The sequence below is a fragment of the Pseudoalteromonas sp. ABE4_541 genome (genome assembly GCF_056312285.1).
In genome coordinates this window covers 103,854-126,956 of sequence record NZ_JBSVEM010000012.1, presented here as the reverse complement: position 1 = coordinate 126,956, position 23,103 = coordinate 103,854, and the positions used below count along the sequence as shown (strand labels likewise).

The window sequence follows — 23,103 nt, the reverse complement described above, 5'->3', positions numbered from 1 at the left end:
AACAGCTAGTAAGCTCCTTCACTATAAATCAACTCATAACTGTGACTGTAGATCTCAAGGATGTTACCAAACGGGTCTTCCATGTAGATCATGCGATAGGGTTTTTTACCCGGATAGTAGTAACGAGGCTCTGCCATACGTTTTTTGCCTCCGGCTGCGACGATACGCTCAGCAAGGGCTTCTACGTTCGGGTCTTGCACGCAAAAGTGAAAGATACCTGTTTTCCAATACTCGAAGTTGTCCTCTGGGTTAGTTTGATTTTTAAACTCGAACAACTCGACACCAATCCTATCTCCCGTTGATAGGTGGGCAATGCGAAACCTGTCCCAGCCCGCGCCAAATACATCTGTGCACATTTGGCCTATTGCGCTGTTATCTTCGGTAATATCTGTTGGTTTCATAATTAAATACCAACCAAGTACTTTCGTATAAAACTGTACAGCCTTGTCTAAATCTGGCACAGAAATGCCAATATGCGAAAAGCTGCGTGGGTAAGTGTGATCCATTGCTTGCACTCCTAATTAGTGAATACAGGCAGGTTACAAATTCAATGTTATTAAGTAAAATTATCATTAATTATATTTTTAAGTATATTTAGAAATGATAAATGTCACTTGGCTAAAAACATTCTGCACCTTAGTAGAAGTTGGGCACTTCACTCATACAGCTCAAAAGCTCTTTATGACACAGTCTGGTGTGAGTCAGCAGGTCAAAAAATTAGAGCAGCAGGTAGGTGTGGAGTTGCTTATAAGAGAAGGTAAACGGTTTACCTTGTCCGATGCTGGGTACCGCTTGTACATGCAGGGGACGACAATTTTAGCGTCACTTTCGTCAGTGGCACAGGAAATAAAAGAAGACCCACCTTATCAAGGACGAGTTCGAATAATGTCGCCAGGCAGTGTTGGCTTGAAGTTATACCCAAAGTTACTTGAACTTCAGTCGAAATACCCTGAACTGTGCATTGATCACCGCTTTGCACCTAATAGCGATATTCAGCGAGCAATAAGCGATTCTAAAATAGAGTTTGGCTTTATGAGCACAAAACCAACGTTAGCAGAAGTGAGTTGTGAATTAGTGAGCAGTGAACCGCTGCTATTGGTTACACCAGCAAAGGTAGAGAGTGTTTCATGGGAGCGGTTAACTGAACTTGGTTTTATAGATCATCCCGATGGCGCACATCATTCGAGCCTATTACTCAGTGCTAACTTTCCAGAGTTTCAGCATAACCAGTTGATTAAAACAAAAGGCTTTTCAAATCAAATTGGGCTTATTTTAGAGCCGGTAAGTAAAGGTCTAGGCTTTACTGTATTACCGGCCTATGCCGTTGATGCGTTTAGCAAGCAGACACGGATTAAAGTACATACGTTGCAGGTGCCTGTTAAAGAACCAATTTACCTATGCACGCACAGACAAAAAAGATTACCAAGTCGAGCGAAAACAGTTCAGTTAGAAGCGCTGAGTTGCTTAACAGACAAAGGAAAATCTATTTAATCTAGATTTTGTGTATCGTAGTACAAAGGTTTTAACGAACCGCAATTTACAAACTTTAATGTCAATTCACTGTGTGGGGGGACACGTTGTGAAGTGCGATATTTTTGCATACATGCACTGGTTAAATCGACAAAAATTAAATGGTTGAAGCTAGGTGATTGCTCAATTTTATGAATATAAATTCGCTCACTTTCACCTAGCGTGATCATGTCGTATTCTTGCCATTGAGACGAGGGTTTGAGATCGGACAAGGCTCTAGAGTAGAGTTTTTTACTAAACACGATTGGCGCATCAGAAAGTAATTCGCTGCCACCTCTATCGTAATGGCCGCTAAACACTTGTGCTTTTACTTCCACTTCCTCTCCACGCATTAAGCGCTCAATATTGAAAGGCTTGGGCTTAATGGTTACCAGTTCTGAGTCACGTACTAGGCTTAAAAATGCCACCCCGGGGTTTTCAATTTTATAAACAATTTGCACATTGTTTGGGTACTTGTAACTGGGAAAATTTGCAGCATAAATGCTTGAACCACGATTTAATAACACCATGCCGTGCTCACCATAGTAAGCTGGGTTTAATGGTGGGGGCTCTTTCTTTTCATCCGCTTGAGAGGCGACTATTGGTAAAAATGTCAGCAAAAATATGGCGGCGTTACGTATCATCATTGAACTCTAGCCCATTATTGGTTTTAGATAGGTGTGCGGAACTTTCTAAGCACAATTTTTAAACTGAATAAAATATTATACGTTAAAGTAACTCGAATTGCTTGGTGAATATTGCGTTCATAACTAAGCCAATCGCTACAACTTATTACAATTACTTTGTCACAGGGTGCGTAATTTCATTTATGATATCTCTCATCATTAGAATATTGGCGGAAGATAAAAGGTATGCATTTAAAGCACTTAAAGTATATGTTTGTTTCTTTATGCTTAGTCTTACTGTGCCTTTATCTTGTTCGTTCACCTATTTCAGTTAGAATTGCCAATCATTTCTTAGCGCCGTTGAATGCGCAAGTGACTTGTTTAAGTTGGTCATTGCATAGTTGGCGCACTATCCAAATTGAGCAGCTATGCATTAATACTGAGCAGGGCGATGCGAGGGTTACTAATGCGTTACTAAGCCGCGATAATTTGTTCATTGCACAGCTCGATGTGAAGCCAAAGGTCGCGCAACAACAAAAGCAAAGCAAGCAAGCATTTAAGCCTTTATCACTGGTTTTACCTCAGCGTCCAACGCTAAATATTACGCGCTTGAATATTGCAAAAACGCCTTACACGCCGCCGTTGGCTTTAAGTGTGCAGGAAACTAAGCTCAATCACTTCTCAGTTACAGGTGATATTAAGGCGGCGATCGCATTGGCAAGTAGCGAGATAAATGCGCGACTCGATGCATCAAGTCCGCTAGTACAAAGCCAATTGCCTCAATTGATTTCATCATTGAGTGGTCACGCTGAGATTCAATTTTATGGCGATAAATTACAAGCAAATATTGCACATACTTTACAGGCTCAGGTGCAGTATCAAGCCTGTGAGGTTCGTTTAGATAGTACTGGTGCGAGCACGTTGTTTTTTGACTTGAATACACAAGTCGCTCAAGTCGATATGGCTAAACCAACAAACACACTTAGCCCGTCTGGTTGCGGTAGTTTGTTGCCAGAAGCTCACCGAGAGGCGCTTGAAGTATTGCTCACTAAACCTGTTAATATTCAATTCGCGCAACCGCTCCAATTTGACGATGGTCTGCTCAAAACGACAAATGTGAATGTTACAAGCTTGGATGAACTCACCCAGTTGCAAATATCGAATATACGCTTCGAACCTGCGACACTTTCTTTGTCTAGCGATGTGACATTTAAACATCAGGGAGCACATTTGGGGTCCCTACTTTGGCAAGGCTCAGTCAATTATCAAAATAAACAGCTGTTAAGTGAGGGCGCGTTTGAACATTCAGCGCAACACATGGGGTTGCTGCCTATGAAACATCAGGGGATCTCACTTTCGGGAAAAACACTTCTCTCTCAATTAGCAGGTGATGTAACGTTTAATTATCAAGGTCTTGGTCGGGTAGATTCGTTGAGTCATGATGCGTTTGAAGGAGAAGAGCTACAATTTGATATAGATGCTAATATGACACTCTCTGATGAGTTGCAGGGCGATGTCAATCTGGATGTATTATTAGATAGTGCACAATTCCAAGATGTTGCGCTTAAGCAAGCTAAAGCGCATGTTGTGGCTGTGCTTGATACCGAGCAGCAACTCACACTAGAAAGTAACTTGCAAGTGGCAATGCTTGCTCATCCGCACGTTTCAATTAGCGGCGTCAACTCAAACTACCAATTCAAAGCTGATGTTGGTGCTGGGGAGGTTTTTGTAGATATCGTTGGGCAAACAACGCTCGCAAAGCTAAAAACACCACAATTGACCCTGAGTAATTTGACCATTGATAGTAAAGGCCAGCAAAATCGAGGGGGGCGTTTTGAACATGTCATACAGGAGCTGGGATTCTCTGGTTTGTTTACGCATCAATATTCACCAATTCATCATGCTTTTGAATTCAATTTAACCTCTGACAATGTTACCGAGTTGCAACCTTTGGTGAGTCAGCTAAACCCCAAGTTAAAACTCGTGCAGGGGCAACTTTCATTGCATAGTCATGGCGATTTAAATTTACGAACGGCTGATTTTGAATCACAAGTAAAGAACCTGTCATTGCTATATGACACGCATTATATTGACGATATTGATACCCATATTGTTGGTACCTTTGATTCAGGAAAGGTTAATATCCCCGATTCTACAGTGACTGTAGGACAGGTCCGCTCTGGTGTGGTGTTATCTCAGTTGAAAACGCATTTGCAGGTTGAAGCGAACCAAGCTTATTTGTCACAAAGTCATGCCAAGGTATTTGATGGCTCGATTGACGTACCTATGATTAAATTGTCAACCGAGCCTCAAGTCATAGACGTACAAGCGCAGGCACTTGATTTGGCAGAAATTGCACAAGCGGGTCGAGATGCTGGTATTGAATTGACTGGGCGAGTATCTGGAAAGTTTCCGATCAAGCTTGAAGATATGCAAATGAGCATTGAGCAAGGTCAGTTGGTTAATTCTGGTATTGGACAGTTGAAGGTGGCTCAGAATGCGTCAATTGAAGCACTTAAAGCGCAGCAACCTAGCTTGGAATCTGTAATTGGTGTGCTAGACAATTTAACGATTGATAATTTAACCAGTGATGTGGCTTTATCTCCCGATGGTTGGCTCACCTTAGGCGTGAAAATCGTTGGAGAAAATAAGGCACAAGCACAACCCGTGAATTTTAATTACACACATCAAGAGAATGTTTTTATCCTTTTTAGGGCATTGCGATTGAGTGATGAATTGACCCAAAAAGTGGAAGACGCTTTAACTAAATAGGAGCAGAGCCAATGAAATGGACCCTAATGTTGATCAGCTTACTGGCCTTAAGTGCCTGTACGCATAAAGTACAGGTGGAAACCAAAGAGCCGATCACTATCAACTTAAACGTCAAAGTTGACCACGAAATTCGTGTCAAAGTTGACAAAGAACTTGATGATTTATTTAGCGATGACAGCGAGTTATTCTAAGGAGAGCATGATGAAAGCAACTAAATTAATTACCGCTGTGGCAGCGTTGGGCATGGTATTTTCTGCATTTGCGTTAACGCTTGATGATGCTAAAGGGCAGGGGTTAGTCGGTGAAACTGAAACAGGCTATTTGGCGGCTGTGGGTTCTAATGCACAAGTGCAAGCGCTGATCTCGGATATTAACACCAAACGCAAAGCAAAGTACCAACAGTTAGCGAAGAAAAACGGCATCAGCTTATCGCAAGTTGAGGCGTTAGCAGGTAAAAAGGCCATCGAGAAAACGAACAAAGGTCACTTTGTGAAAGTGAATGGCCGTTGGGTGAAGAAGTAACGCTTCACCCTATTGAGTGGTCTGAATGTGTCTTTCATTATTTATGGCAGTTTTTTAGTAATTGCTGCCAAAATGCCTCACCTTTTCGACGAGCTAAACGAATGTTATTCTCGGGAATGCTTTCAGGGTCGTCGTAATTCTCTAACGCTTCGGCCATGCTAAGCTCACGAATTAAATGTAAAGTAGGGAACGGTGCGCGATTGGTGTAATTGGCTGCATCATCGTCTTCGCTATCGGCAAACACATAATCAGGATGAAAGTTGGCAATTTGATAGTGTCCTTCGTAACCTTGTACTGCAAGCATGGCATTGGCTAAGTCAACCAGATCTAAAAAGTCAGCGAAGTCTGCAAACCCGTTTTTGAAAATGAGTAAGGTAGTTTCTCGTGCGGGGAAATTATCCAACGCTGCGCATGCCTCTAGCATGTCCATCACCGCATCATCGTGACTCGCTGAATCTGACACTTGGTAATGAATCGTCTTTTGTTCAACTTCTTTGCGAGCGAATGGGCAAAAGTTATATTTAACAATCACTGAGCTAACCCAGTTTTGCATGATCTGTTCGGGTGCTAAGGGGGATGAAGTGCTCATTCGTATCGTTACCTTTGCAAATGTTGACTAATTAATGCCAGTGTTTTAGCTATTGCACCTTGGTTTTGTGCTAAGCATTGAAATGCGCTTTGGCCTTGTTGCGCTCTTTTTTGCGCATCATTGAATAGCGCAATAATGCTGGTTGCAAGCTCAGTGCTATTTTTGACAATTTGAGCCCCCTCAAGTGCAATTAACTCAGGATAAACATGGGCGAAGTTGTAGGTGTGTGGTCCTGACAAAATTGGCACCGAGAAAGCGGCTGCCTCTAAAGGGTTGTGCCCACCTCGCTCGATTAAACTGCCCCCGATGTATGCGACATCTGCACTGCCAAAGAGCATTTTTAGTTCACCTAGGGTATCAGCCAGTAATACTTGGCTACCAGGATTGAATGATTTGCTACGCAAGCAGTGTGTAAAAGATGATGCTGAAAGTAGTGCATCGACTTTGGTGAATTGCTCAGGATGCCTCGGAGCGATGACCAATAGAGCGGTTGGGTGCGTTTCTAATACCTGTTGATGCGCGCTGAGTACCTGCTCATGTTCACCCGGATGAGTTGAACCCGCAACCCAAACTGGTCGGCCTGAAAATTGAGTTTTTAATTGCTCGGCGGATGTTTTCTCGTCATTACTTAATTGAATATCAAACTTGATAGACCCTGTGACAGTCACTTTGTCAGGGGATAAGCCTAAGGCTACAAAGCGTTCCGCATCTTGCTGGTTATGGCTAGCCAGCACATCAATGCTTGTCATAATGATTCTGCTCAAGGCGGCGATTTTTTGATAACCACGAAATGACTTTTCAGACAATCGAGCATTAAGCACCTGAACATGGCAGTCATATGTTTTTGCATGTGCGAACAAGTTTGGCCAAAGCTCAGTTTCAAGGACTAATAAAAGCTTAGGTTGAAGTTGCTTGATAAAGCGCTTGCTCGAGAAGTAAAAATCAATGGGTAAGTAACAGCATGCCACATCGGCACCCAAACTTTGTTCAATTTGTGCGCGTCCTGTCGGTGTGTTGCATGTGACAACCAATGACTCGTTTGGGTGTGCTTTTTGAAATGCTTTAATTAGCGGTGTCGCTGCGAGCACCTCTCCGACAGAGGCGCAATGAAATACCACGGCTTGGCTTGGAAAGTGTTTAGGGCAATAGCCCAAACGCTCGAAAAAGTGCTGACGATACCCAGTATTTTTTTTGCCACGAATCCCATATAAGTAGACAAAAATAAGCGGTGAAAGTAGCGCTAACAACAATGAATAAAGTAATCGGGCCATGGCATCAAGCAGCTATTAAAAATGGTATTTTAACGTGTTCAGCCAATAAATTGAAATAGACTAACAAAATTACACATTTGTGGGTGTGCTCCTTGCTGGGTTATTTGATAGTATGGCGGCACTTTTATCAATGATTGCTTGTAAATTTATGTCGTTAAAATTCTCAACCTGGATTGCTGGTATCGTGCTGCTTTTTTCAAGTTACGGCTATAGTGCGCCAACAGCATACTTACCGATAGGTAAAGACAAATTACTTGAATACCAAATTGACCGTATGTTTGCCCTCACTGACGGTGTGCCTATGGCTAAACCTTATCGCATCAGTGAAATTAATATGGCGCTACGTAAATTACATGGCATCAATGAACCATTGCATCGCAGTATTCGTAAGCGACTTGATCCATATTTCAGCAAAGATGATGTTACGCGACAGGGAATTAAACTACGTTATGATTCAGGTGAAACAGTGCAGCTTGCCAATGATCGAAGCAATAAGTCAGATGAATATGCAGAGCTAACATTAGAGGGCGTCTGGCGAGGAAGCCAAAGTACTTTGTTGCAACTCGGTATGGACTACCGAGTAAATCAAGGTGACTTGGTACCGTATAACACCTTTTATGCCTTCGGTGGGGATACATTTCAGCTAAACTTAGGTTACAAAGAGCACTGGTTTTCTCCTTTTAAAAGCTTTGCGCAGGTTTACTCGAATAATGCACAGCCTTCACCTTCTGTTTCTCTTGGTTTAATTGCGCCATTAAAAAACTGGTGGAACTTTGACTTTGAATTATTTTACTCGGAATTAGAGCGCGTCGAAGACGGGATTCGCTACAAAGGCGAGCTACACACAGGTAAACCTAAGTTGGCGGGTACACACATCAGTATTGAACCAATCGAAGGCTGGACTATTGGCGTAAACCGCATGATGCAATTTGGTGGTGGTCCACGCAAAGTGAGCACCAGCGATATTATTAAAGCATACTTTGACCCTGCAGGGAGTGACAATAAATCGGCAACCTTAAGTCAAGACGATGAGCTGGGCGATCAGTGGGCTACTATCACCAGCACAGTACAAACCAACTTTTATACGCCGGCAGAGTGGTATTTTGAATATGGTGGCGAAGATACTAAAGGCCATAAGAACTATCAGTTTGGTAATACTGTGGCGAGTTTTGGGGTTTATCTACCACAGTTAACCAATAACACCACGTTGCGTTATGAATACACCAATATGCATAGCCTTTGGTATGAAAACGAAATTTATCCAACTAAGGGTAACACCATTAAAGGGGCGGTTGTTGGGCACTTCGCTGGTGATATGCGTGTGTTTGGTGACTCAGCGCCAAGTCAAATTCATACGCTAGAAATGACTTTAAGTGAAGACGTAAACTCGATGTGGAGAGCAAAATTTACCCAAGTAGAAAATGAAAGTGGTTATGTGAATGAGTTTAATGAAGTAGGCCAAAACTACGAAAAAGCGCAAGCATTGCAGATCAGTAACAGCCGCATGATTGATAAGCGCCAAGTTGAGACCACATTAACAGTGGGTAAAGATGTTTTTGGTGAAAACTATACTTGGCTATCGCTCAATGTATACTGGTAGTTATAAGATATAATTTACAAAATCATACCCTAAAGCGGGAATATAGGAATGAATATGTCGCAAAACGAAACAATCGAACAAAGCTACTTAGCAAGTTTAGAGCGTCACAAAGCTTTGTTTGACACTATGGCAAACTATCACCAAGAGTGTTTGAGTTTATTACAAGCCTGCCACAGTACGTTAGCGCAAGGCGGTAAAGTAATTTGGTTTGGGAACGGTGGCAGTGCTGCAGATGCGCAACATTTAGCGGCTGAGTTTGTGGTACGCTACAAGCTAGAACGTGGACCTTTGGCATCAATTGCTTTGACGACAGATACGTCAATTCTCACCGCACACAGTAATGACTATCATTTTGACAGCGTTTTTGAACGTCAAGTTCAAGCGTTGTGCAAGCCAGAAGATTTAGTGATTGGTTTAACTACCTCGGGTACCAGTGCAAATATTAACCTTGCTTTAGCTGCGGCGAATGAGATTGGTGCGTATACGGTGGCGTTTACTGGCCGTAATGGCGGCAAAGTAAAAGATATTGCCAAGCTGCCAATCATCATTAAAAACGACGAAACAGCGCGTATTCAAGAAGCGCATATGTTTATCGGTCACTGGTTGTGTGAAGCGGTTGATATGCTGGTTGCGGAGCCGCAATAATGGATTTCTCACGCTTACAAAAATTAAACCAAGCGCGTGTGTTGGTTGTTGGTGATGTGATGTTAGATCGCTATTGGCATGGTGATACTGGACGTATTTCACCTGAGGCACCGGTACCAGTAGTTAAAGTAAGCAGCTTAGAAGACAAAGCTGGTGGTGCGGCTAACGTGGCTAAAAATATCGCTCATTTAGATGGCCAAGTGGGTTTACTTGGTTTGATTGGTGAAGATGATAATGGCCAATCGCTTGTGCGGATTTTAGAGAGTGAAAAAATCGCTTCTCAGCTCGTTACCATTGAAGAGTTGCCGACAATCGCGAAGATGCGGGTGATCAGTCGCCATCAACAAGTGGTGCGTTTAGATCTTGAAGAAACGTTCACAGAGCAACACAGCCGACTATTGTTGGCGCGCTTGGAGCAAGTGCTAGACGATTATGACTTTGTTTTATTCTCTGATTACAACAAAGGTGCGCTCAGCGCTATCAAAGAGATGATAAGCCTAGTGAAAGCGGCGGGTAAAACCGTGCTTATCGACCCGAAATCAAGTGATTTATCTTTATATCGTGGTGCTGATTATATTACCCCTAACTTGAATGAATTCAAGTTAGGGGGTGGTCAAGTAGACAGCGAGCAAGTACTCACTGAGAGTGCCAGAAAGCTCATCGCTGATAACGGCATTGGTGCGATGTTGTTGACCCGTTCAGAGCAAGGCATGTCTTTGATATCGGCCACTGAAAAGCATGACTTCCCTGCACAAGTGTTGGAAGTGAGCGATGTGACAGGCGCTGGTGATACTGTGATAGCCACTCTCACCACCATGCTTGGCGCAGGTATGGAACCAAAAGATGCGGTTGAAGTGGCAAACATTGCGGCAGGCATTGCGGTAAGTAAACTGGGTGCTGCGACGGTATCGCCAGAAGAGCTAAGCCGCAAAATGGGCCAGTATTTGCGTGAAACAGGTGAGCATTACCAAACGCCTTTTGACGATGTTTTAAAGCATATTGCTTTTGCGAAAAAGAACGGTGAGAAAATCGTTTTCACCAATGGCTGTTTTGATATTTTACATGCGGGTCATGTGCGTTACCTTGCACAGGCGAAAAGCATGGGAGATAGGTTGGTTGTTGGCTTGAACAATGACGACTCCATCTCGCGCTTAAAAGGCCCTGAGAGACCCATTAATGCACTTAATGAACGTGCCATGGTGTTGAGTGCTTTGGCATCGGTTGATTGGGTGATCCCGTTTGGCTGTGAAGCCGAAAATGATACTCCAGCAAAACTGATTGAACAGGTAAGTCCTGATATTTTGGTCAAAGGCGGTGACTACAAGGTTGAAGACATTGCTGGTGCTGATTATGTGCTAAGCCAAGGTGGACAGGTTGAAGTGCTGGCATTTTTAGATGGCTGCTCTACATCCGGTATTATTGAAAAAGCCAAAATGGGTAAGTCACAAAATTCGTGAGTTACCCAATCGCATTTTGGTAAGCGTGGAGTAGTGTTTGCCAATCTTGCTCTGAATAATTAAAGGTCGGCCATTTGCCGGCCTCTTTATTAAACGAGCGCTGCAGGCGTTCTATATTCGCTTGTTGCCAAGTTTTTTGAGGGTGGCGCAGTTGGCCACGATCAAAATCAATCAAATACACCTTGCCATCATCGCTAAACAAAATGTTGTTGATGTTTAAATCGGCGTGATAAACCCCTTTGCGATGAAACTGTGCAATGGTATTGCCGACGAGCGTCAGCTCTTGCGTCGTGGCTCGGCGTGCTTGCAGAAGCTCACATAAGCTGGTTGCCCCACTAATGGCAGAGGTTATCAAATCGCCACGATAAGCTAGCCCGTGTTGGGTGACTTTTGCAGCCACAGGTTTGGGGACGTTTAAGTTTAATTCATCTAGTTTACAGAGCAGCTCAAATTCTAGATAGACACGAGTTTTTTCTAAGCCTAAAAACAAATATTGATCTGACAACACTTTACCAACGAGTCCACCCCGCCAGTAATGTTTTAGCACATTAACTTTGCCATCTTTTTGATAAAACCATGCGGTTGCGCGACCTTGTTTTGTAGCAACAATGGCGTCCAATTTTTGCCAGTAGTTTGGTTCAAACCAATCAAGTTCTACCGTGTCATACGCGCCATCGGGAGACAGTAAATAATGCTGATTATTTTTGGTAATGTTCATTCAATGCAGGTTGATAAAAGTGCATGCGACAAGTGTACCGTGTTTTTTCTCGGCCTTAAACTTGCAAACCACATTGATTAATTTAAGATCGCAGCCCTAACCAATTTTAATTGCAGGAAATTAGGTGTCTTTTTCTCCTCGTTCTATTTGTATTCTTCGGCTTTCAGCAATAGGTGATGTTTGCCACGCCGTAGCTGCTGTGCAAGCTATTCAAGCAACATACCCAGATGCAGAGATCACTTGGGTAATTGGCAAAGTTGAGGCCATGTTATTGGCCGATTTGTCGGGCGTGAAGTTTGTTATTTTTGATAAAAAACAAGGCAAAGCTGCATACAAGGCACTGAAACAAACATTTAAAGGCCAAAGGTTTGATGTGCTGCTGCACATGCAAGTTGCACTAAGAGCAAATCTTGCAGCGCGCTGTATTCCTGCGAAGGTAAAAATTGGCTTTGATAAAGGTCGAAGTAAAGAGCTGCATTCGTTATTTGTAAATCGTAGAATTGAGCCGCAAACCGAGCCGCATGTGCTAGAAGGCTTTCAGAATTTTGCGCGTGCCATTGGTGCTCAATGTGATAGGCCAACATGGAATATGCCTGTTACCGAGCACGATATTGAACAGGCCCAAACACTGCTTGCTGGATTAAACGACAGAATCTTTGTTATTTCACCTGCGGCTAGCAAAGCAGAGCGTAATTGGTTACCTGAGCGTTACGCAGTGCTTGCTGAGCACGCCGCTAAGCAAGGTTTTTCTGTGGTGATAACAGGCGGACCAACTCCGTTGGAAGAAACATTAGCGGCGTCTATCATTGAACATGCACAATGTGAAATCACAAACTTAGTCGGTAAAACACAGCTGAAAACGTTACTCTGTGTACTTGAGCGTGCATCTCTAGTTTTAGCACCTGATACGGGCCCTGCCCACATGGCAGTGACCGTTGGCACGCCTGTGATAGGCTTGTATGCGCACTCAAATCCCGCACGAACGGGCCCTTATATGTACCAAGATTATGTGGTAGAGGTATATCACCAAAACCTGCTTGAACAAAAAGGTAAAACGGCACAACAGCTGCCTTGGGGAACACGTGTGAAAGGCTGCGACCTAATGGCTCAGATCAGCACTGAGCAAGTGAGTAATATGTTTGACCGTGTGGTCGAGGCAGAAAATCTATGAGTACAAAACAAAAAGCACTTTTTCTTGATAGGGATGGTGTGATAAACGTCGACCATGCCTATGTACATAAAATTGAAGACTTCGAGTTTATTGAAGGTGTATTTGAGGCATGTCAGCAATTTATCGCTATGGGTTATATCATCGTGGTGGTGACCAATCAGTCAGGGATTGGCCGAGGTTATTATGATGAGCTGCAATTTGCCAAACTGAGTGAGTGGATGTGTGATGAATTTGCAAAACATCAAGTGAACATTGCCAAAGTGTATTATTGTCCCCACCATCCAGAAAAAGCATTACCTGCGTTTAAGCAAGACTGCGATTGCCGCAAGCCTAACCCTGGCATGTTGAATCAAGCGATTGAAGAGTTTGATATTGATGTGGCACAAAGCGTGATGGTGGGCGATAAAATTTCGGATATTGAAGCTGCACGTGCGGCAGGCATTGGTACTGCTATTTTAGTCGAATCTGGTCAGGTGTTTTCAGCGCAAGCTAAAAAGCAAGTAGACCATGTGTGCACTTCTTTAAAATGTGTACCAAATTTGTTGCAACTTATCTCATAAGTATTTTATTTGACCACATTGCGCGTGATAATCACAACTCGTGCAATTACGGTTTGAACCTTTTACAATATCGACCCAATTTGATTTGCCCTGTACGCGATTTTACAGACAACAATCTGTGCGTATTTTGGGACCCCGTGCAAACAATGGAGACTCCAAATGAGAGCATCGGCCTTTTATAGCCAGATCCAAAACCAGCTTGAAGAAGTAAAAGCTGAAGGTTTATATAAAAATGAGCGTGTTATCACTTCTTCTCAGCAAGCTGAAATTGCCGTTTCAAGTGGTGATTCAGTTATCAATTTTTGTGCTAACAACTACTTAGGACTTGCTAATCATCCAACCTTGATTGCGGCAGCCAAACAGGGATTAGATGCTCACGGCTTTGGTGTGGCTTCTGTGCGCTTTATTTGTGGTACGCAAGATATTCACAAAACTTTAGAAGCCAAGATCAGTGAATTTTTACAAACTGAAGATACGATTCTTTACTCTTCATGTTTTGATGCCAATGCGGGTTTGTTCGAAACAATTTTAGGCCCAGATGACGCGATTATTTCTGATGCGTTAAACCACGCCTCTATCATTGATGGTGTTCGCTTGTGTAAAGCCAAGCGTTTTCGTTATGCAAACAACGACATGGCAGATCTAGAGAAACAACTTATCGCTGCTGATGAAGCGGGCGTAAAAAACAAGTTGATTGCCACAGACGGCGTGTTCTCAATGGACGGCGTGATCTGTAACCTAGAAGCGTTATGTGATCTAGCAGATAAATACGACGCGCTTGTGATGGTTGATGACTCGCATGCTGTCGGCTTTGTAGGTGAAAATGGTCGTGGTACACCTGAGTATTGTGGTGTAATGGATCGAGTAGACATTATTACGGGTACGCTAGGTAAGGCACTGGGTGGTGCATCAGGTGGTTATACTTCAGGTAAAAAAGAAGTGATCGATTGGCTACGTCAACGTTCTCGTCCATACTTATTCTCTAACTCATTAGCGCCATCAATTGTAACCGCATCGATTGCTGTACTGGATATGCTTAAAGAAGGCAAAGCGTTACGCGACACACTATGGAACAACGCAGCATACTTCCGTGAGCAAATGGAAGCGGCTGGTTTTACTTGTGCAGGTAAAGATCACGCCATTATTCCTGTTATGTTAGGCGATGCAAAAGTAGCGGCGCAAATGGCAGATAAGTTACTGGCCGAAGGTATTTACGTCACTGGCTTTTCATTCCCTGTAGTGCCTAAAGGCCAAGCGCGTATTCGTACGCAAATATCTGCGGCGCATACACGTGAGCAGCTAGACAAAGCGATTGACGCCTTTACCCGTATTGGTAAAGAACTAGGCATTATTTAATTTATGAGCAAGCGAAAAGCTTGCTGGTCACCGAGTAACGAGTATGAAAGCTTTATCTAAGTTAAAAGCGCAGCCAGGGATATGGATGACAGACGCACCCAAACCGGAAGTTGGGCACAACGATCTGTTGATTAAGATCCGTAAAACCGCGATTTGTGGCACTGATGTACACATCTATAAGTGGGATGAATGGGCACAAAATACCATTCCAACGCCAATGGTTGTGGGACATGAGTATGTCGGTGAAGTAGTCGACATGGGCCAAGAAGTACGTGGCTTTAAAGTGGGCGACAGAGTGTCAGGTGAAGGTCATATTACATGTGGCCATTGTAGAAACTGTCGTGCGGGTCGTGTGCATTTATGCCGTAACACTACGGGGGTTGGGGTAAACCGTGAAGGTTCGTTTGCTGAATATTTGGTGATCCCAGCATTCAATGCATTCAAAATCCCAGACAATATTTCGGATGACTTAGCCTCGATTTTTGACCCATTTGGTAACGCTGTTCATACCGCTTTGTCTTTTGACCTAGTGGGTGAAGATGTGTTGATCACAGGGGCAGGTCCAATTGGTATTATGGCGGCCGCAGTGGCAAAACACGTTGGTGCTCGCCATGTAGTTATTACCGATGTAAACGAGTATCGTCTTGAGCTTGCTCGCAAAATGGGCGCAACAAGAGCTGTTAATGTAGCTAACGAAAAGCTTGAAGATACCATGGAAGAGCTTGGTATGACGGAGGGCTTTGATATTGGTTTAGAAATGTCAGGCGTACCAGTGGCATTTAACAGCATGCTGAACAATATGAACCATGGTGGTAAAATTGCCATGCTTGGTATTCCACCGTCTGATATGGCGGTTGACTGGAATCAAGTTATTTTCAAAGGGTTGGTGATCAAAGGTATATATGGTCGCGAGATGTTTGAAACTTGGTATAAAATGGCTAGTTTGATCCAGTCAGGCCTAAACCTTGAGCCTATCATTACGCATCAATTTCACATTGATGAGTTTCAGGAAGGGTTTGATACGATGATTTCTGGTCAATCAGGTAAAGTGATCTTAAACTGGGATTAGACCCTGTAGTTATCAATTTTTTCTAAGGCGGCATTGGTCGCCTTTTTCATTCTAAGAGTAGTATTTATATGTCAATGAAGCACATTTCTGTTGCGCAAACCAAAGAGTTGCTCGGGCGTGAAGATGTTGTTATTACGGATATTCGTGATGAAAACAGTTTTGCACAAGGCCATATCCCTGGCGCAGAGCATTTATCTAACGCAAACATTGGTCATTTCATGCAGGAAAAAGACTTTGACCAACCTATTATTGTTGTTTGTTACCATGGGATTAGCTCACAAGGTGCTGCAAATTATTTAATTGAACAAGGGTTTGAAGACGTCTACAGCATGGACGGCGGCTTTACACAGTGGGCAAGTGAATTGCCGGACCATGTAGTCAAATGATGTTATTGGGTACCTTTAATCATCCTCGTGCAGTGCAAGGGGCAGCCGATTATTTTAAGTCACAAGGCGTGCCAGTGAAGTTACGCTCATCGGATGGTATTTTGGTTGAGGTTTGGGTATCCAATGAATTTCACACACAAGCTAGCGTGCTTTGGGAAGAGTTTCTAAAAAATCCAAATCACGACAGGTATATGGCTGCGTCTTGGCATAGCGGCGAAGCAAAGTCGCCATTTAAATATGCATCAAGTGAATTAAACTTAGTACAGCGGTTTATGGACTTACACTGGTTTGTGAAGCTTGTTTTTATTCTTTGTATCAGTATATTTTTTAGTTTCTATATTTTTGATGCTAATCGTATTTTTTATCATTTACAGTTTAAAGCAGATGAACCCATTAGCTGGTTTACGCCTGTTTTATTGCACTTTGGTGCGTTACATTTAGTCTTCAATTTAAGCTGGTGGCTGCATTTGGGGCAGCAAATTGTGACACGTTCAGGTGCTACCTATATTTACTTGTTGTTTGTTGTTAGCGCGATCGTAAGCAACTGGGCCCAGTTTCTAATGGTAGATAGTCGTTTTGGAGGGCTCAGTGGGGTGGTGTATGCGTTGTTGGGCTATGCATGGGTGTTTAGCGCAAAAACACCTTCTCAACCAGCGATAGTGAGTAAAAGTGTGATTGGATTCATGTTGCTATGGATGGTATTTGGGTTTACTGAGTTATTTTTTATCAGTATGGCAAATTGGGCCCACTTGTTTGGCTTGCTAAGCGGTATGTTTGTGGCTTTGATACAGCCAAGTCGCATAGCTGCTAGTGATAAAGATATTTAGTAAATAATACATCTCTGACTATCTCTTCACCTGTTTCTTCTTTTAGTAGCAGCTTTAGCCTATCAGCACAACGTCGACGAATTTCTTCTCTCCCTGTTAGAGATTTGATTGTTTCTTCTGGTTCCTTACCAAGAATTTGCACTATGGCATCTCTCAATAAAGGTGTGTGATGTTCTACGACGCTGATATTACTCATATCTTCCAACATTAAATCAACTGTGACACGAACATATCCAAGCTTTTTATTAGATTGGCCGATATAGTTTGTGATTATGTCAGGTTCAAAACCAAAGTAGCCTACATTCGATTCTGCGTTTGCACCGAAGCTTGCAATGGTCAAAGCAAGAGCGGAGAGTAGTTTGTAAGGCTTGTTCATAACGGTTTGAATTCCCATTGGTTCATCTTCATTTTCACATTGCTAAGTGTATACGTAAATCAATTTAAATTACATATTTGTGATGTTTATGCCGTTAAAATATCAACAAACTTTTGTGATAAGCAGTGCAATGCTATGATACGCGGGTATTCCTCTAATATTAGACAAAAGTTATTTGATGACTCCTTTCTCAATTGATTTTGATTGGCATACCTTAGAGTTATGTCCCGAATTACCAAGTACGGTCGTGCCAGAACTGTTTGATGATGGCTCTTTAACTGCATTACTTAAAAGTCGCACAGAGCATTTTCGTGTTGATGTGTTACGAGAAAAATGGTTAGCATCTGAAGAGCAACATAAAGATATACTTGGCCCTCAATGTAGGCAGATATTGTGCCGAGAAGTATTGTTGATGTGTGATGATATTGCTCGTGTTTACGCGCAAAGCTGGATAAGCACACAGGCTTCGGATATGGGCGTTCGCCAGTTGGGTAACAGGCCTCTCGGAGAAGTATTGTTTCAAGACCCTATTTGGCAACGCTCAGAACTGGAAGTCGCTAAAGTAGAAGCTGATGCGCAGTTTAGCGCCTTACTCAATGATTTAGACTTACCTGCAGGACCTATGTACGCGCGTCGCCGACTGTTTAGCAATGAAAGTGCTAAGATTATGGTTTGCGAGATTTTTTTGCCAAGGAGAGAGTATGCAACTCAGTGCGCTTCATAGATCCAATTTACCCGCATATAAGCGTTTAATGAGAACCGATAGGCCGATTGGCACGCTTTTGTTACTGTGGCCAACATACTGGGCACTCTGGATAGCCAATGAAGGAATGCCTTCAATAGATTTATTAATTATTTTTAGCTTAGGCGTATTCATCATGCGCAGTGCTGGGTGTGTCATTAATGACTTTGCAGATAGAAAGGTAGATGGTGCGGTAAAAAGAACCGCTGATAGGCCATTAGCGACAGGGTCGGTTGAACCCGGTGAAGCGCTCACTTTATTTTTACTGTTAATCGGTATCGCATTTGTACTGGTGTTACAGTTATCTTGGCAAACTGTCGGATTATCTATCATCGCTTTGATGTTGGCGGCGTGCTATCCCTTTATGAAACGTTATACGCATTTACCTCAAGTTGTACTCGGTATGGCATATAGCTTTTCTATTCCAATGGCTTTTATGGCCAGTATTGATGAAGTTCCCTATTACGCTTGGTTGTTATTTTTGGCTAACATTTTATGGACGATAGCTTATGACACTATGTACGCCATGGTGGATAGAGATGATGATTTAAAAGTCGGGGTAAAATCAACAGCTATTTTATTTGGCAGCTATGATAGGCATTGGATCGCTTTATTGTATATTGCGTTTATCGTAATATTAATTTTTATTGGTTTAGCATTGAGTTTTAGTTGGCCATATTTTTTGGGTCTTGGGATTGCATTGATTCTAATGGTACAGCTTCAAATTCAAATACATAGCCGCGATAGATTGCAATGCTTCGATGCATTTCTTAAGAATAACCGAGTTGGACTAGCTGTTTTTGTTGGTGTTGCAGTATCTGTATTAGTTAGATAAATGCAATTTAATTCAGTCAATCAATAAGAGGTGCGATGCACCTCTTATGAATATATTTATACGTTCGGTGCATAAGCTTTACGTTTTGCCGAATCTTCGATGAGGCTTAGTAAATGCTTGATATGACCGTCACGATTAACATGGTGGTTAGTCTGTACGACTAATTGCTCATGATTAAGATCTTTGTTTGTTTTGAGTATCACTAAACTCGGGTCTTGCGCTATTGTATTTGCGTGTTCAATGCTTGCAATAGCGAAATGGTTTGATTGCTTCAAGCCATCCATAACCTGATCAATATTGCCAATCTTCATACTGCTGCTTTTATTCAGCCCATCAACAGCTTCATTCAACATTGATTGAACTTGCTTAGACTGTGAGAAACACCCATACATTGGATAATCAACTAACTCGTCTTTTCGCAACGAGTCTTTACTGGCAAGAGGATGATGCTTAGCAACAAACAAAATCAACTGATCGGGTAAATAAATATCACTCACCACGTTACTCGCACTTTGCAAGTAAACACTAATATCTATTTCCCCTAATTGTAACTTACGAGTTAGCTCATGCTCATCTTGTAACTGCATTTCAATTTTAATGTTAGGGTAATCAGCAAGAAATTGACCGCAAGACATAGGGACAATCGAGCTTGCATCGCTGGTGTAACCAATGACAAGTTTCTGTTGATCTCTGCCAAAAAGACTTTGTTTGATCGTTTTTTTGGTGAGCTCAAGTTCGGATAGAGTTGTTTTACAGTAGCTTAAAAACATCTCCCCTTGCTCTGTTAACCTTACTGAGCGAGTAGAGCGTTTTACAAGCTCACATCCAATCTCGTCTTCAAGTGTTTGAATGCTACGAGTTAGAGCGGATGTACTAATTTGTGTTTGTTCAGCGGCTTGTCTGAAGTGACGTAAATTGCCAAGTGCAACAAACTGTTCTAGTTGTTCAAATCTCATTCGAAATTCCTTTTATTTCTACATACAACACAACGATAATGTGCATTTTCCTAATACTAATACAAGTAATGGAAGATTGAAAGTGAAACTTTTACATTTTGCTTACATTCTCAATCGGGGTAACTATCCCTGATTGCAATAAACTGGTCTAAATTGTTTATAAATAAATCAACGAGCTTGGGGTCAAATTGTTTCCCTCGCTCTGATTGTATCAGTGCTAATACTTTTTCTAAAGGCCATGATGGTTTGTAACATCTATCACTGCCTAATGCATCAAAAACGTCTGCAAGCGCGGTAATTCGGCCAACAATATCAATTTGTTCACCTTTTAGGCCTCTAGGGTAGCCTGAGCCATCCCATTTTTCATGATGCTGGTGTGCTATTGTAGCGCCACATTGCAATATTTCGTTAGAAGAATGTTGTAAAATTTCGTAACCAGTTTCAGCGTGGGTCATCATTACTTGCCATTCTTCATCAGACAGTTTGCCTGGCTTGTTTAGAATTTGATCAGGAATGCTGATCTTTCCTATGTCGTGCAATGGTGAAGCAAGCTTAATAATTTCTGCTTTATAATCGGATAGTCCATAAAGCTGTGCAAGTAACATACTGTAATGGGCAACACGCTTAACATGAGATCCTGTCTCTTTTGAGCGTCGTTCGACAGCTTCACCTAAAATATACGAGAGTTCTTTTTGTGATTCTTTCACTGTTTCACGTAGTTTAATGTTGTCATAAGCAAGGGCAATGTTGTTAGCAAAAAACTCTAGCAATTGACGATCGGTACTGCGCATTTTTGATTCTTTACCTACATAAAGCATGGTTTCGCCACCTCCTGCGGATGGAAAATAACCAACATACTCTGTATCGGTAGATTGCGATGCTTTTAAATTATGAGACTCAATAAATAAATGTTTTACATTGTTAGGAATGTCTGACGAACATGGCTCTACACCGACACCTGATGCAGCAAGAAGCTTAAATTTTGCGCCTGATGCTTGGGAGTTATTAATAGCCGCGGCGCAGTATATGTCGTTATCGCTGAGGCCCATTACGTTGGATACGTGTGCCAATATTGTTGACGCAAACTCCCTGACACTATTACATTGCAAAAATGAAGAAGACGCATTAATTATTTGCTCTAGCCCACGTTTATGTTTCTCAATAATTTGAATATCACGATGTGCACGAAGGGCGGAGTAGAGTAGTGTCTTTAATTTAACGGCAGTGAGTTCCGTTTTATTTTTATAGTCATTAATATCGTAGTCTCTTATCACAGACTCTTCTGGTGCTTCGCCAGGTTGGCCCGTTCGTAATATTAGTCGTACATCATGATTAGCTAAGTCGTTACGGATGTACTTAATGAGGTCCAACCCAGCATGATTTGTTTCCATAACCACGTCGACCAAGCCGACAGAAATAAGAGACTCTTTTTGTAATATTTCTTTTGCCTGTTGCGCTGAATAAGCATGATGGAAACGCAACGCTTTTTGCTCGAATTCAAAACCTGAAAGAACAAGCTTAGTTACTTGATGAATGTCTTCTTCATCATCAACAATTAAAATGTCCCAATATTCAGAATTGAGGCTTAGATTTGTTGTTTCTTCTAAGGATTCATCTGAGAAAAGAAAGCTGCTCACTCGCCGACCCCATAATCACTATTTACCTAATCAGTATAGTCATTAAAACTGGGGCCTGCTCAATCAAGATGTTGGCTTTTTCTCTATATTTTGCAATTCTATTTCAATCGCATCACAAGAAATATGTATTTCATACAATGAGATGATGAGTGAAATAGTAAGGCAACATAGGCTTGCACCAAATAAAATAATACCAGTCACGGAGACTTCAATAAAAAGTGCAAACATGGATAAGGTGCAAAGTAAGAAGGCGACAACCCCCCAAACTTGCATAAACCTGATAAGCTTTATGCGCTTTCTCAAGTTGTCTATTTGAGCTCGTACCAATGGACGAATGCTTTCTCCCTCTCTTGCATTAAGTTCTCTAATTAGCTGTGCAAGTACTAAAAAGCGATTAGTATAAGCAAGTAGCAACAATGAGATTGCAGGAAATAAAAGTCCGGGAGTAGTGAGCGTCATGGTACACCTCGTTGACGTTACAAATTGAGAAATCATTATGACAGATAATAGCTTTAAATGGCGATGTGTATTTACCACGGATAATTTGTTGGAAGCACATATCGTTCAAGGTTTACTGAACCAAGCTAAAATACAAGTCAGGATCGATGGTGAGTCACTTATTGGTGCAATTGGCGATATTCCAGCAGAGCAAGCAAAACTTAGTATATTGGTTTATGAGATAAAAGAGCGCGTAGCCCGTGAAATATTGTTAAACTACGCGCAAAATCAGCCCACCTCGGATTGGTGCTGCAATAACTGTACTGAATTAAACGGCCCAGCATTTCAATATTGCTGGCAATGTGGAAAACAAAATGACCAAAGCAAATAACTTTCAACGCATCAGAGAGCTTAATTATCTGCACAAAGCGGTTCTAGCAGCAGCAATCATCGAACGAATGCTGCCAAATTATGGCTTGTTCAGTGAAGCCACTGGTTTTGGTGATGAAACGGCGTTGCGTAACGCTTTGAATGTATGTTGGGAAAAAATATTACTACCGAAAAGTAAAATTAGTCTCGAGAAGCAAGTTGAAAAAATTGAGCCAAACGTTCCTGAACTATCTGAATTTGATATGTTTGGAACCTATCCTGCAATTGACGCAGCTACTGCGCTACTTGGTTTAATGCATGGGCTAATGGCAAAGGATGAACAAGAGTTTGTGAGTATTGCTAAAATTTCTCAAGCAACGGTTGCACGCTATGTTGAATTCATCCTCATGAATGAAGATATTGAACTGGATAACAAGCTCGTTAGAGAACATCCTATTATGCAGTACGAAATTGATGTTTTATCGGAGTTAATCGAGTTTGTAGAAAACATGGGCCGTATTACGGCGGAAAATGTTAAATCCCTTAAGCAGCATGCTATTGCTGATGGGCAAACCAATATTGGACTGGCGATTTAAAGGCCAATATGCAGGCTTTTACTTGCCCTTCAAAACGACCTACAGGTAGAATACGGGCCCTTTTAAATTGGTCTTG

At 42.1% G+C, this 23,103-nt stretch carries 26 protein-coding genes; 17 read left to right on the top strand and 9 right to left on the bottom strand.

What is annotated here, in order from left to right; all coding sequences use genetic code 11:
- Positions 1–5: 5 nt before the first annotated feature.
- Positions 6–506 carry a lactoylglutathione lyase family protein gene (locus ACW689_RS13230; RefSeq protein WP_476292080.1) on the bottom strand — a complete coding sequence of 167 codons (501 nt, stop codon included), beginning with the start codon at positions 504–506 and terminating at the stop codon, positions 6–8.
- Between the two features lie 94 nt (positions 507–600).
- Between ACW689_RS13230 and ACW689_RS13225 the strand changes: the two genes are divergently transcribed.
- Positions 601–1,491, top strand: coding sequence for a LysR family transcriptional regulator (locus ACW689_RS13225; RefSeq protein WP_476292078.1), 891 nt, complete (start codon positions 601–603; stop codon positions 1,489–1,491).
- On the opposite strand, the gene ACW689_RS13220 is transcribed toward ACW689_RS13225, so the two are convergent.
- A complete protein-coding gene (locus tag ACW689_RS13220; protein WP_476292076.1) occupies positions 1,488–2,156 on the bottom strand; it encodes a hypothetical protein in 669 nt (222 codons plus the stop codon). The two genes, ACW689_RS13225 and ACW689_RS13220, sit on opposite strands and share 4 nt — an antisense overlap.
- A 249-nt stretch (positions 2,157–2,405) precedes the next feature.
- Here ACW689_RS13220 and ACW689_RS13215 point away from each other — a divergent pair, with 249 nt between their 5' ends.
- The 3 genes from ACW689_RS13215 to ACW689_RS13205 are packed head-to-tail and all read left to right on the top strand — an operon-like array spanning position 2,406 to position 5,429.
- On the top strand, positions 2,406–4,907 hold the full coding sequence (locus tag ACW689_RS13215) for an intermembrane phospholipid transport protein YdbH family protein (protein ID WP_476292074.1): 2,502 nt from the start codon (positions 2,406–2,408) through the stop codon (positions 4,905–4,907).
- Positions 4,908–4,918: 11 nt separating this feature from the next.
- On the top strand, positions 4,919–5,098 hold the full coding sequence (locus tag ACW689_RS13210; protein ID WP_476292072.1) for a YnbE family lipoprotein: 180 nt from the start codon (positions 4,919–4,921) through the stop codon (positions 5,096–5,098).
- 10 nt (positions 5,099–5,108) lie between these two features.
- Positions 5,109–5,429, top strand: a complete 321-nt coding sequence (locus ACW689_RS13205; RefSeq protein ID WP_476292102.1) for a YdbL family probable chaperone protein — start codon at positions 5,109–5,111, stop codon at positions 5,427–5,429.
- 37 nt (positions 5,430–5,466) lie between these two features.
- Here the strand turns inward: ACW689_RS13205 and ACW689_RS13200 are convergent, their stop codons facing one another.
- Both ACW689_RS13200 and waaA read right to left on the bottom strand, forming a co-directional pair.
- Positions 5,467–6,018: a DUF1415 domain-containing protein gene (locus tag ACW689_RS13200; RefSeq protein WP_476292070.1), complete on the bottom strand. Its 552-nt coding sequence runs from the start codon at positions 6,016–6,018 to the stop codon at positions 5,467–5,469.
- Positions 6,019–6,026: 8 nt separating this feature from the next.
- A complete protein-coding gene (gene waaA, locus ACW689_RS13195) occupies positions 6,027–7,289 on the bottom strand; it encodes a lipid IV(A) 3-deoxy-D-manno-octulosonic acid transferase (RefSeq protein WP_476292068.1) in 1,263 nt (420 codons plus the stop codon).
- Positions 7,290–7,437: 148 nt separating this feature from the next.
- Between waaA and ACW689_RS13190 the strand changes: the two genes are divergently transcribed.
- Genes ACW689_RS13190 through hldE form a run of 3 tightly spaced genes read left to right on the top strand, consistent with a single transcriptional unit; the run spans position 7,438 to position 10,991 of the window.
- A complete protein-coding gene (locus ACW689_RS13190; protein ID WP_476292066.1) occupies positions 7,438–8,889 on the top strand; it encodes a capsule assembly Wzi family protein in 1,452 nt (483 codons plus the stop codon).
- Positions 8,890–8,943: 54 nt separating this feature from the next.
- Positions 8,944–9,534 (top strand): SIS domain-containing protein, encoded by a 591-nt coding sequence (locus ACW689_RS13185; RefSeq protein WP_476292064.1) that lies wholly within the window; start codon positions 8,944–8,946, stop codon positions 9,532–9,534.
- Positions 9,534–10,991: a bifunctional D-glycero-beta-D-manno-heptose-7-phosphate kinase/D-glycero-beta-D-manno-heptose 1-phosphate adenylyltransferase HldE gene (hldE, locus tag ACW689_RS13180; protein ID WP_476292062.1), complete on the top strand. Its 1,458-nt coding sequence runs from the start codon at positions 9,534–9,536 to the stop codon at positions 10,989–10,991. The genes ACW689_RS13185 and hldE overlap by 1 nt, the downstream gene beginning before the upstream one ends.
- Before the next feature lies 1 nt (position 10,992).
- Here the strand turns inward: hldE and ACW689_RS13175 are convergent, their stop codons facing one another.
- Entirely contained in the window at positions 10,993–11,709 is a 717-nt protein-coding gene (locus ACW689_RS13175; RefSeq protein WP_476292060.1) for a 3-deoxy-D-manno-octulosonic acid kinase, read from the bottom strand.
- A gap of 124 nt (positions 11,710–11,833) precedes the next feature.
- Between ACW689_RS13175 and ACW689_RS13170 the strand changes: the two genes are divergently transcribed.
- The 6 genes from ACW689_RS13170 (at position 11,834) to glpG (ending at position 17,078) form a co-directional block, all read left to right on the top strand.
- Positions 11,834–12,880: a glycosyltransferase family 9 protein gene (locus ACW689_RS13170; RefSeq protein ID WP_476292058.1), complete on the top strand. Its 1,047-nt coding sequence runs from the start codon at positions 11,834–11,836 to the stop codon at positions 12,878–12,880.
- Positions 12,877–13,440 (top strand): D-glycero-beta-D-manno-heptose 1,7-bisphosphate 7-phosphatase, encoded by a 564-nt coding sequence (gmhB, locus tag ACW689_RS13165; protein WP_476292056.1) that lies wholly within the window; start codon positions 12,877–12,879, stop codon positions 13,438–13,440. The genes ACW689_RS13170 and gmhB overlap by 4 nt, the downstream gene beginning before the upstream one ends.
- Before the next feature lie 159 nt (positions 13,441–13,599).
- On the top strand, positions 13,600–14,796 hold the full coding sequence (locus tag ACW689_RS13160; RefSeq protein ID WP_476292054.1) for a glycine C-acetyltransferase: 1,197 nt from the start codon (positions 13,600–13,602) through the stop codon (positions 14,794–14,796).
- 43 nt (positions 14,797–14,839) lie between these two features.
- A complete protein-coding gene (gene tdh, locus ACW689_RS13155; protein ID WP_476292052.1) occupies positions 14,840–15,865 on the top strand; it encodes an L-threonine 3-dehydrogenase in 1,026 nt (341 codons plus the stop codon).
- A gap of 68 nt (positions 15,866–15,933) precedes the next feature.
- The gene (gene glpE / locus ACW689_RS13150) at positions 15,934–16,251 is read left to right on the top strand and encodes a thiosulfate sulfurtransferase GlpE (RefSeq protein WP_476292050.1); all 318 of its coding nucleotides are present in this window, start codon (positions 15,934–15,936) and stop codon (positions 16,249–16,251) included.
- On the top strand, positions 16,248–17,078 hold the full coding sequence (gene glpG / locus ACW689_RS13145) for a rhomboid family intramembrane serine protease GlpG (RefSeq protein ID WP_476292048.1): 831 nt from the start codon (positions 16,248–16,250) through the stop codon (positions 17,076–17,078). The genes glpE and glpG overlap by 4 nt, the downstream gene beginning before the upstream one ends.
- Here glpG and ACW689_RS13140 read toward each other — a convergent pair.
- Positions 17,059–17,454: a flagellar basal body-associated protein FliL gene (locus ACW689_RS13140; protein WP_476292046.1), complete on the bottom strand. Its 396-nt coding sequence runs from the start codon at positions 17,452–17,454 to the stop codon at positions 17,059–17,061. The two genes, glpG and ACW689_RS13140, sit on opposite strands and share 20 nt — an antisense overlap.
- A 178-nt stretch (positions 17,455–17,632) precedes the next feature.
- Between ACW689_RS13140 and ACW689_RS13135 the strand changes: the two genes are divergently transcribed.
- Positions 17,633–18,178, top strand: coding sequence for a chorismate--pyruvate lyase family protein (locus ACW689_RS13135; protein WP_476292044.1), 546 nt, complete (start codon positions 17,633–17,635; stop codon positions 18,176–18,178).
- Entirely contained in the window at positions 18,156–19,031 is an 876-nt protein-coding gene (gene ubiA, locus ACW689_RS13130) for a 4-hydroxybenzoate octaprenyltransferase (RefSeq protein ID WP_476292042.1), read from the top strand. Before ACW689_RS13135 ends, ubiA begins: the two co-directional genes overlap by 23 nt.
- 56 nt (positions 19,032–19,087) lie before the next feature.
- On the opposite strand, the gene ACW689_RS13125 is transcribed toward ubiA, so the two are convergent.
- The 3 genes from ACW689_RS13125 to ACW689_RS13115 form a co-directional block, all read right to left on the bottom strand.
- The gene (locus ACW689_RS13125) at positions 19,088–19,987 is read right to left on the bottom strand and encodes a LysR family transcriptional regulator (RefSeq protein WP_476292040.1); all 900 of its coding nucleotides are present in this window, start codon (positions 19,985–19,987) and stop codon (positions 19,088–19,090) included.
- Positions 19,988–20,097: 110 nt separating this feature from the next.
- Positions 20,098–21,624 (bottom strand): DUF3369 domain-containing protein, encoded by a 1,527-nt coding sequence (locus tag ACW689_RS13120; RefSeq protein ID WP_476292038.1) that lies wholly within the window; start codon positions 21,622–21,624, stop codon positions 20,098–20,100.
- A 63-nt stretch (positions 21,625–21,687) separates the two neighbouring features.
- Positions 21,688–22,083, bottom strand: coding sequence for a DUF2721 domain-containing protein (locus ACW689_RS13115; protein WP_476292036.1), 396 nt, complete (start codon positions 22,081–22,083; stop codon positions 21,688–21,690).
- Between the two features lie 37 nt (positions 22,084–22,120).
- Here ACW689_RS13115 and ACW689_RS13110 point away from each other — a divergent pair, with 37 nt between their 5' ends.
- Positions 22,121–22,453, top strand: coding sequence for a putative signal transducing protein (locus ACW689_RS13110; RefSeq protein ID WP_476292034.1), 333 nt, complete (start codon positions 22,121–22,123; stop codon positions 22,451–22,453).
- Positions 22,437–23,027: a YjaG family protein gene (locus ACW689_RS13105; protein WP_476292032.1), complete on the top strand. Its 591-nt coding sequence runs from the start codon at positions 22,437–22,439 to the stop codon at positions 23,025–23,027. The genes ACW689_RS13110 and ACW689_RS13105 overlap by 17 nt, the downstream gene beginning before the upstream one ends.
- The last annotated feature ends 76 nt before the right edge of the window (positions 23,028–23,103 follow it).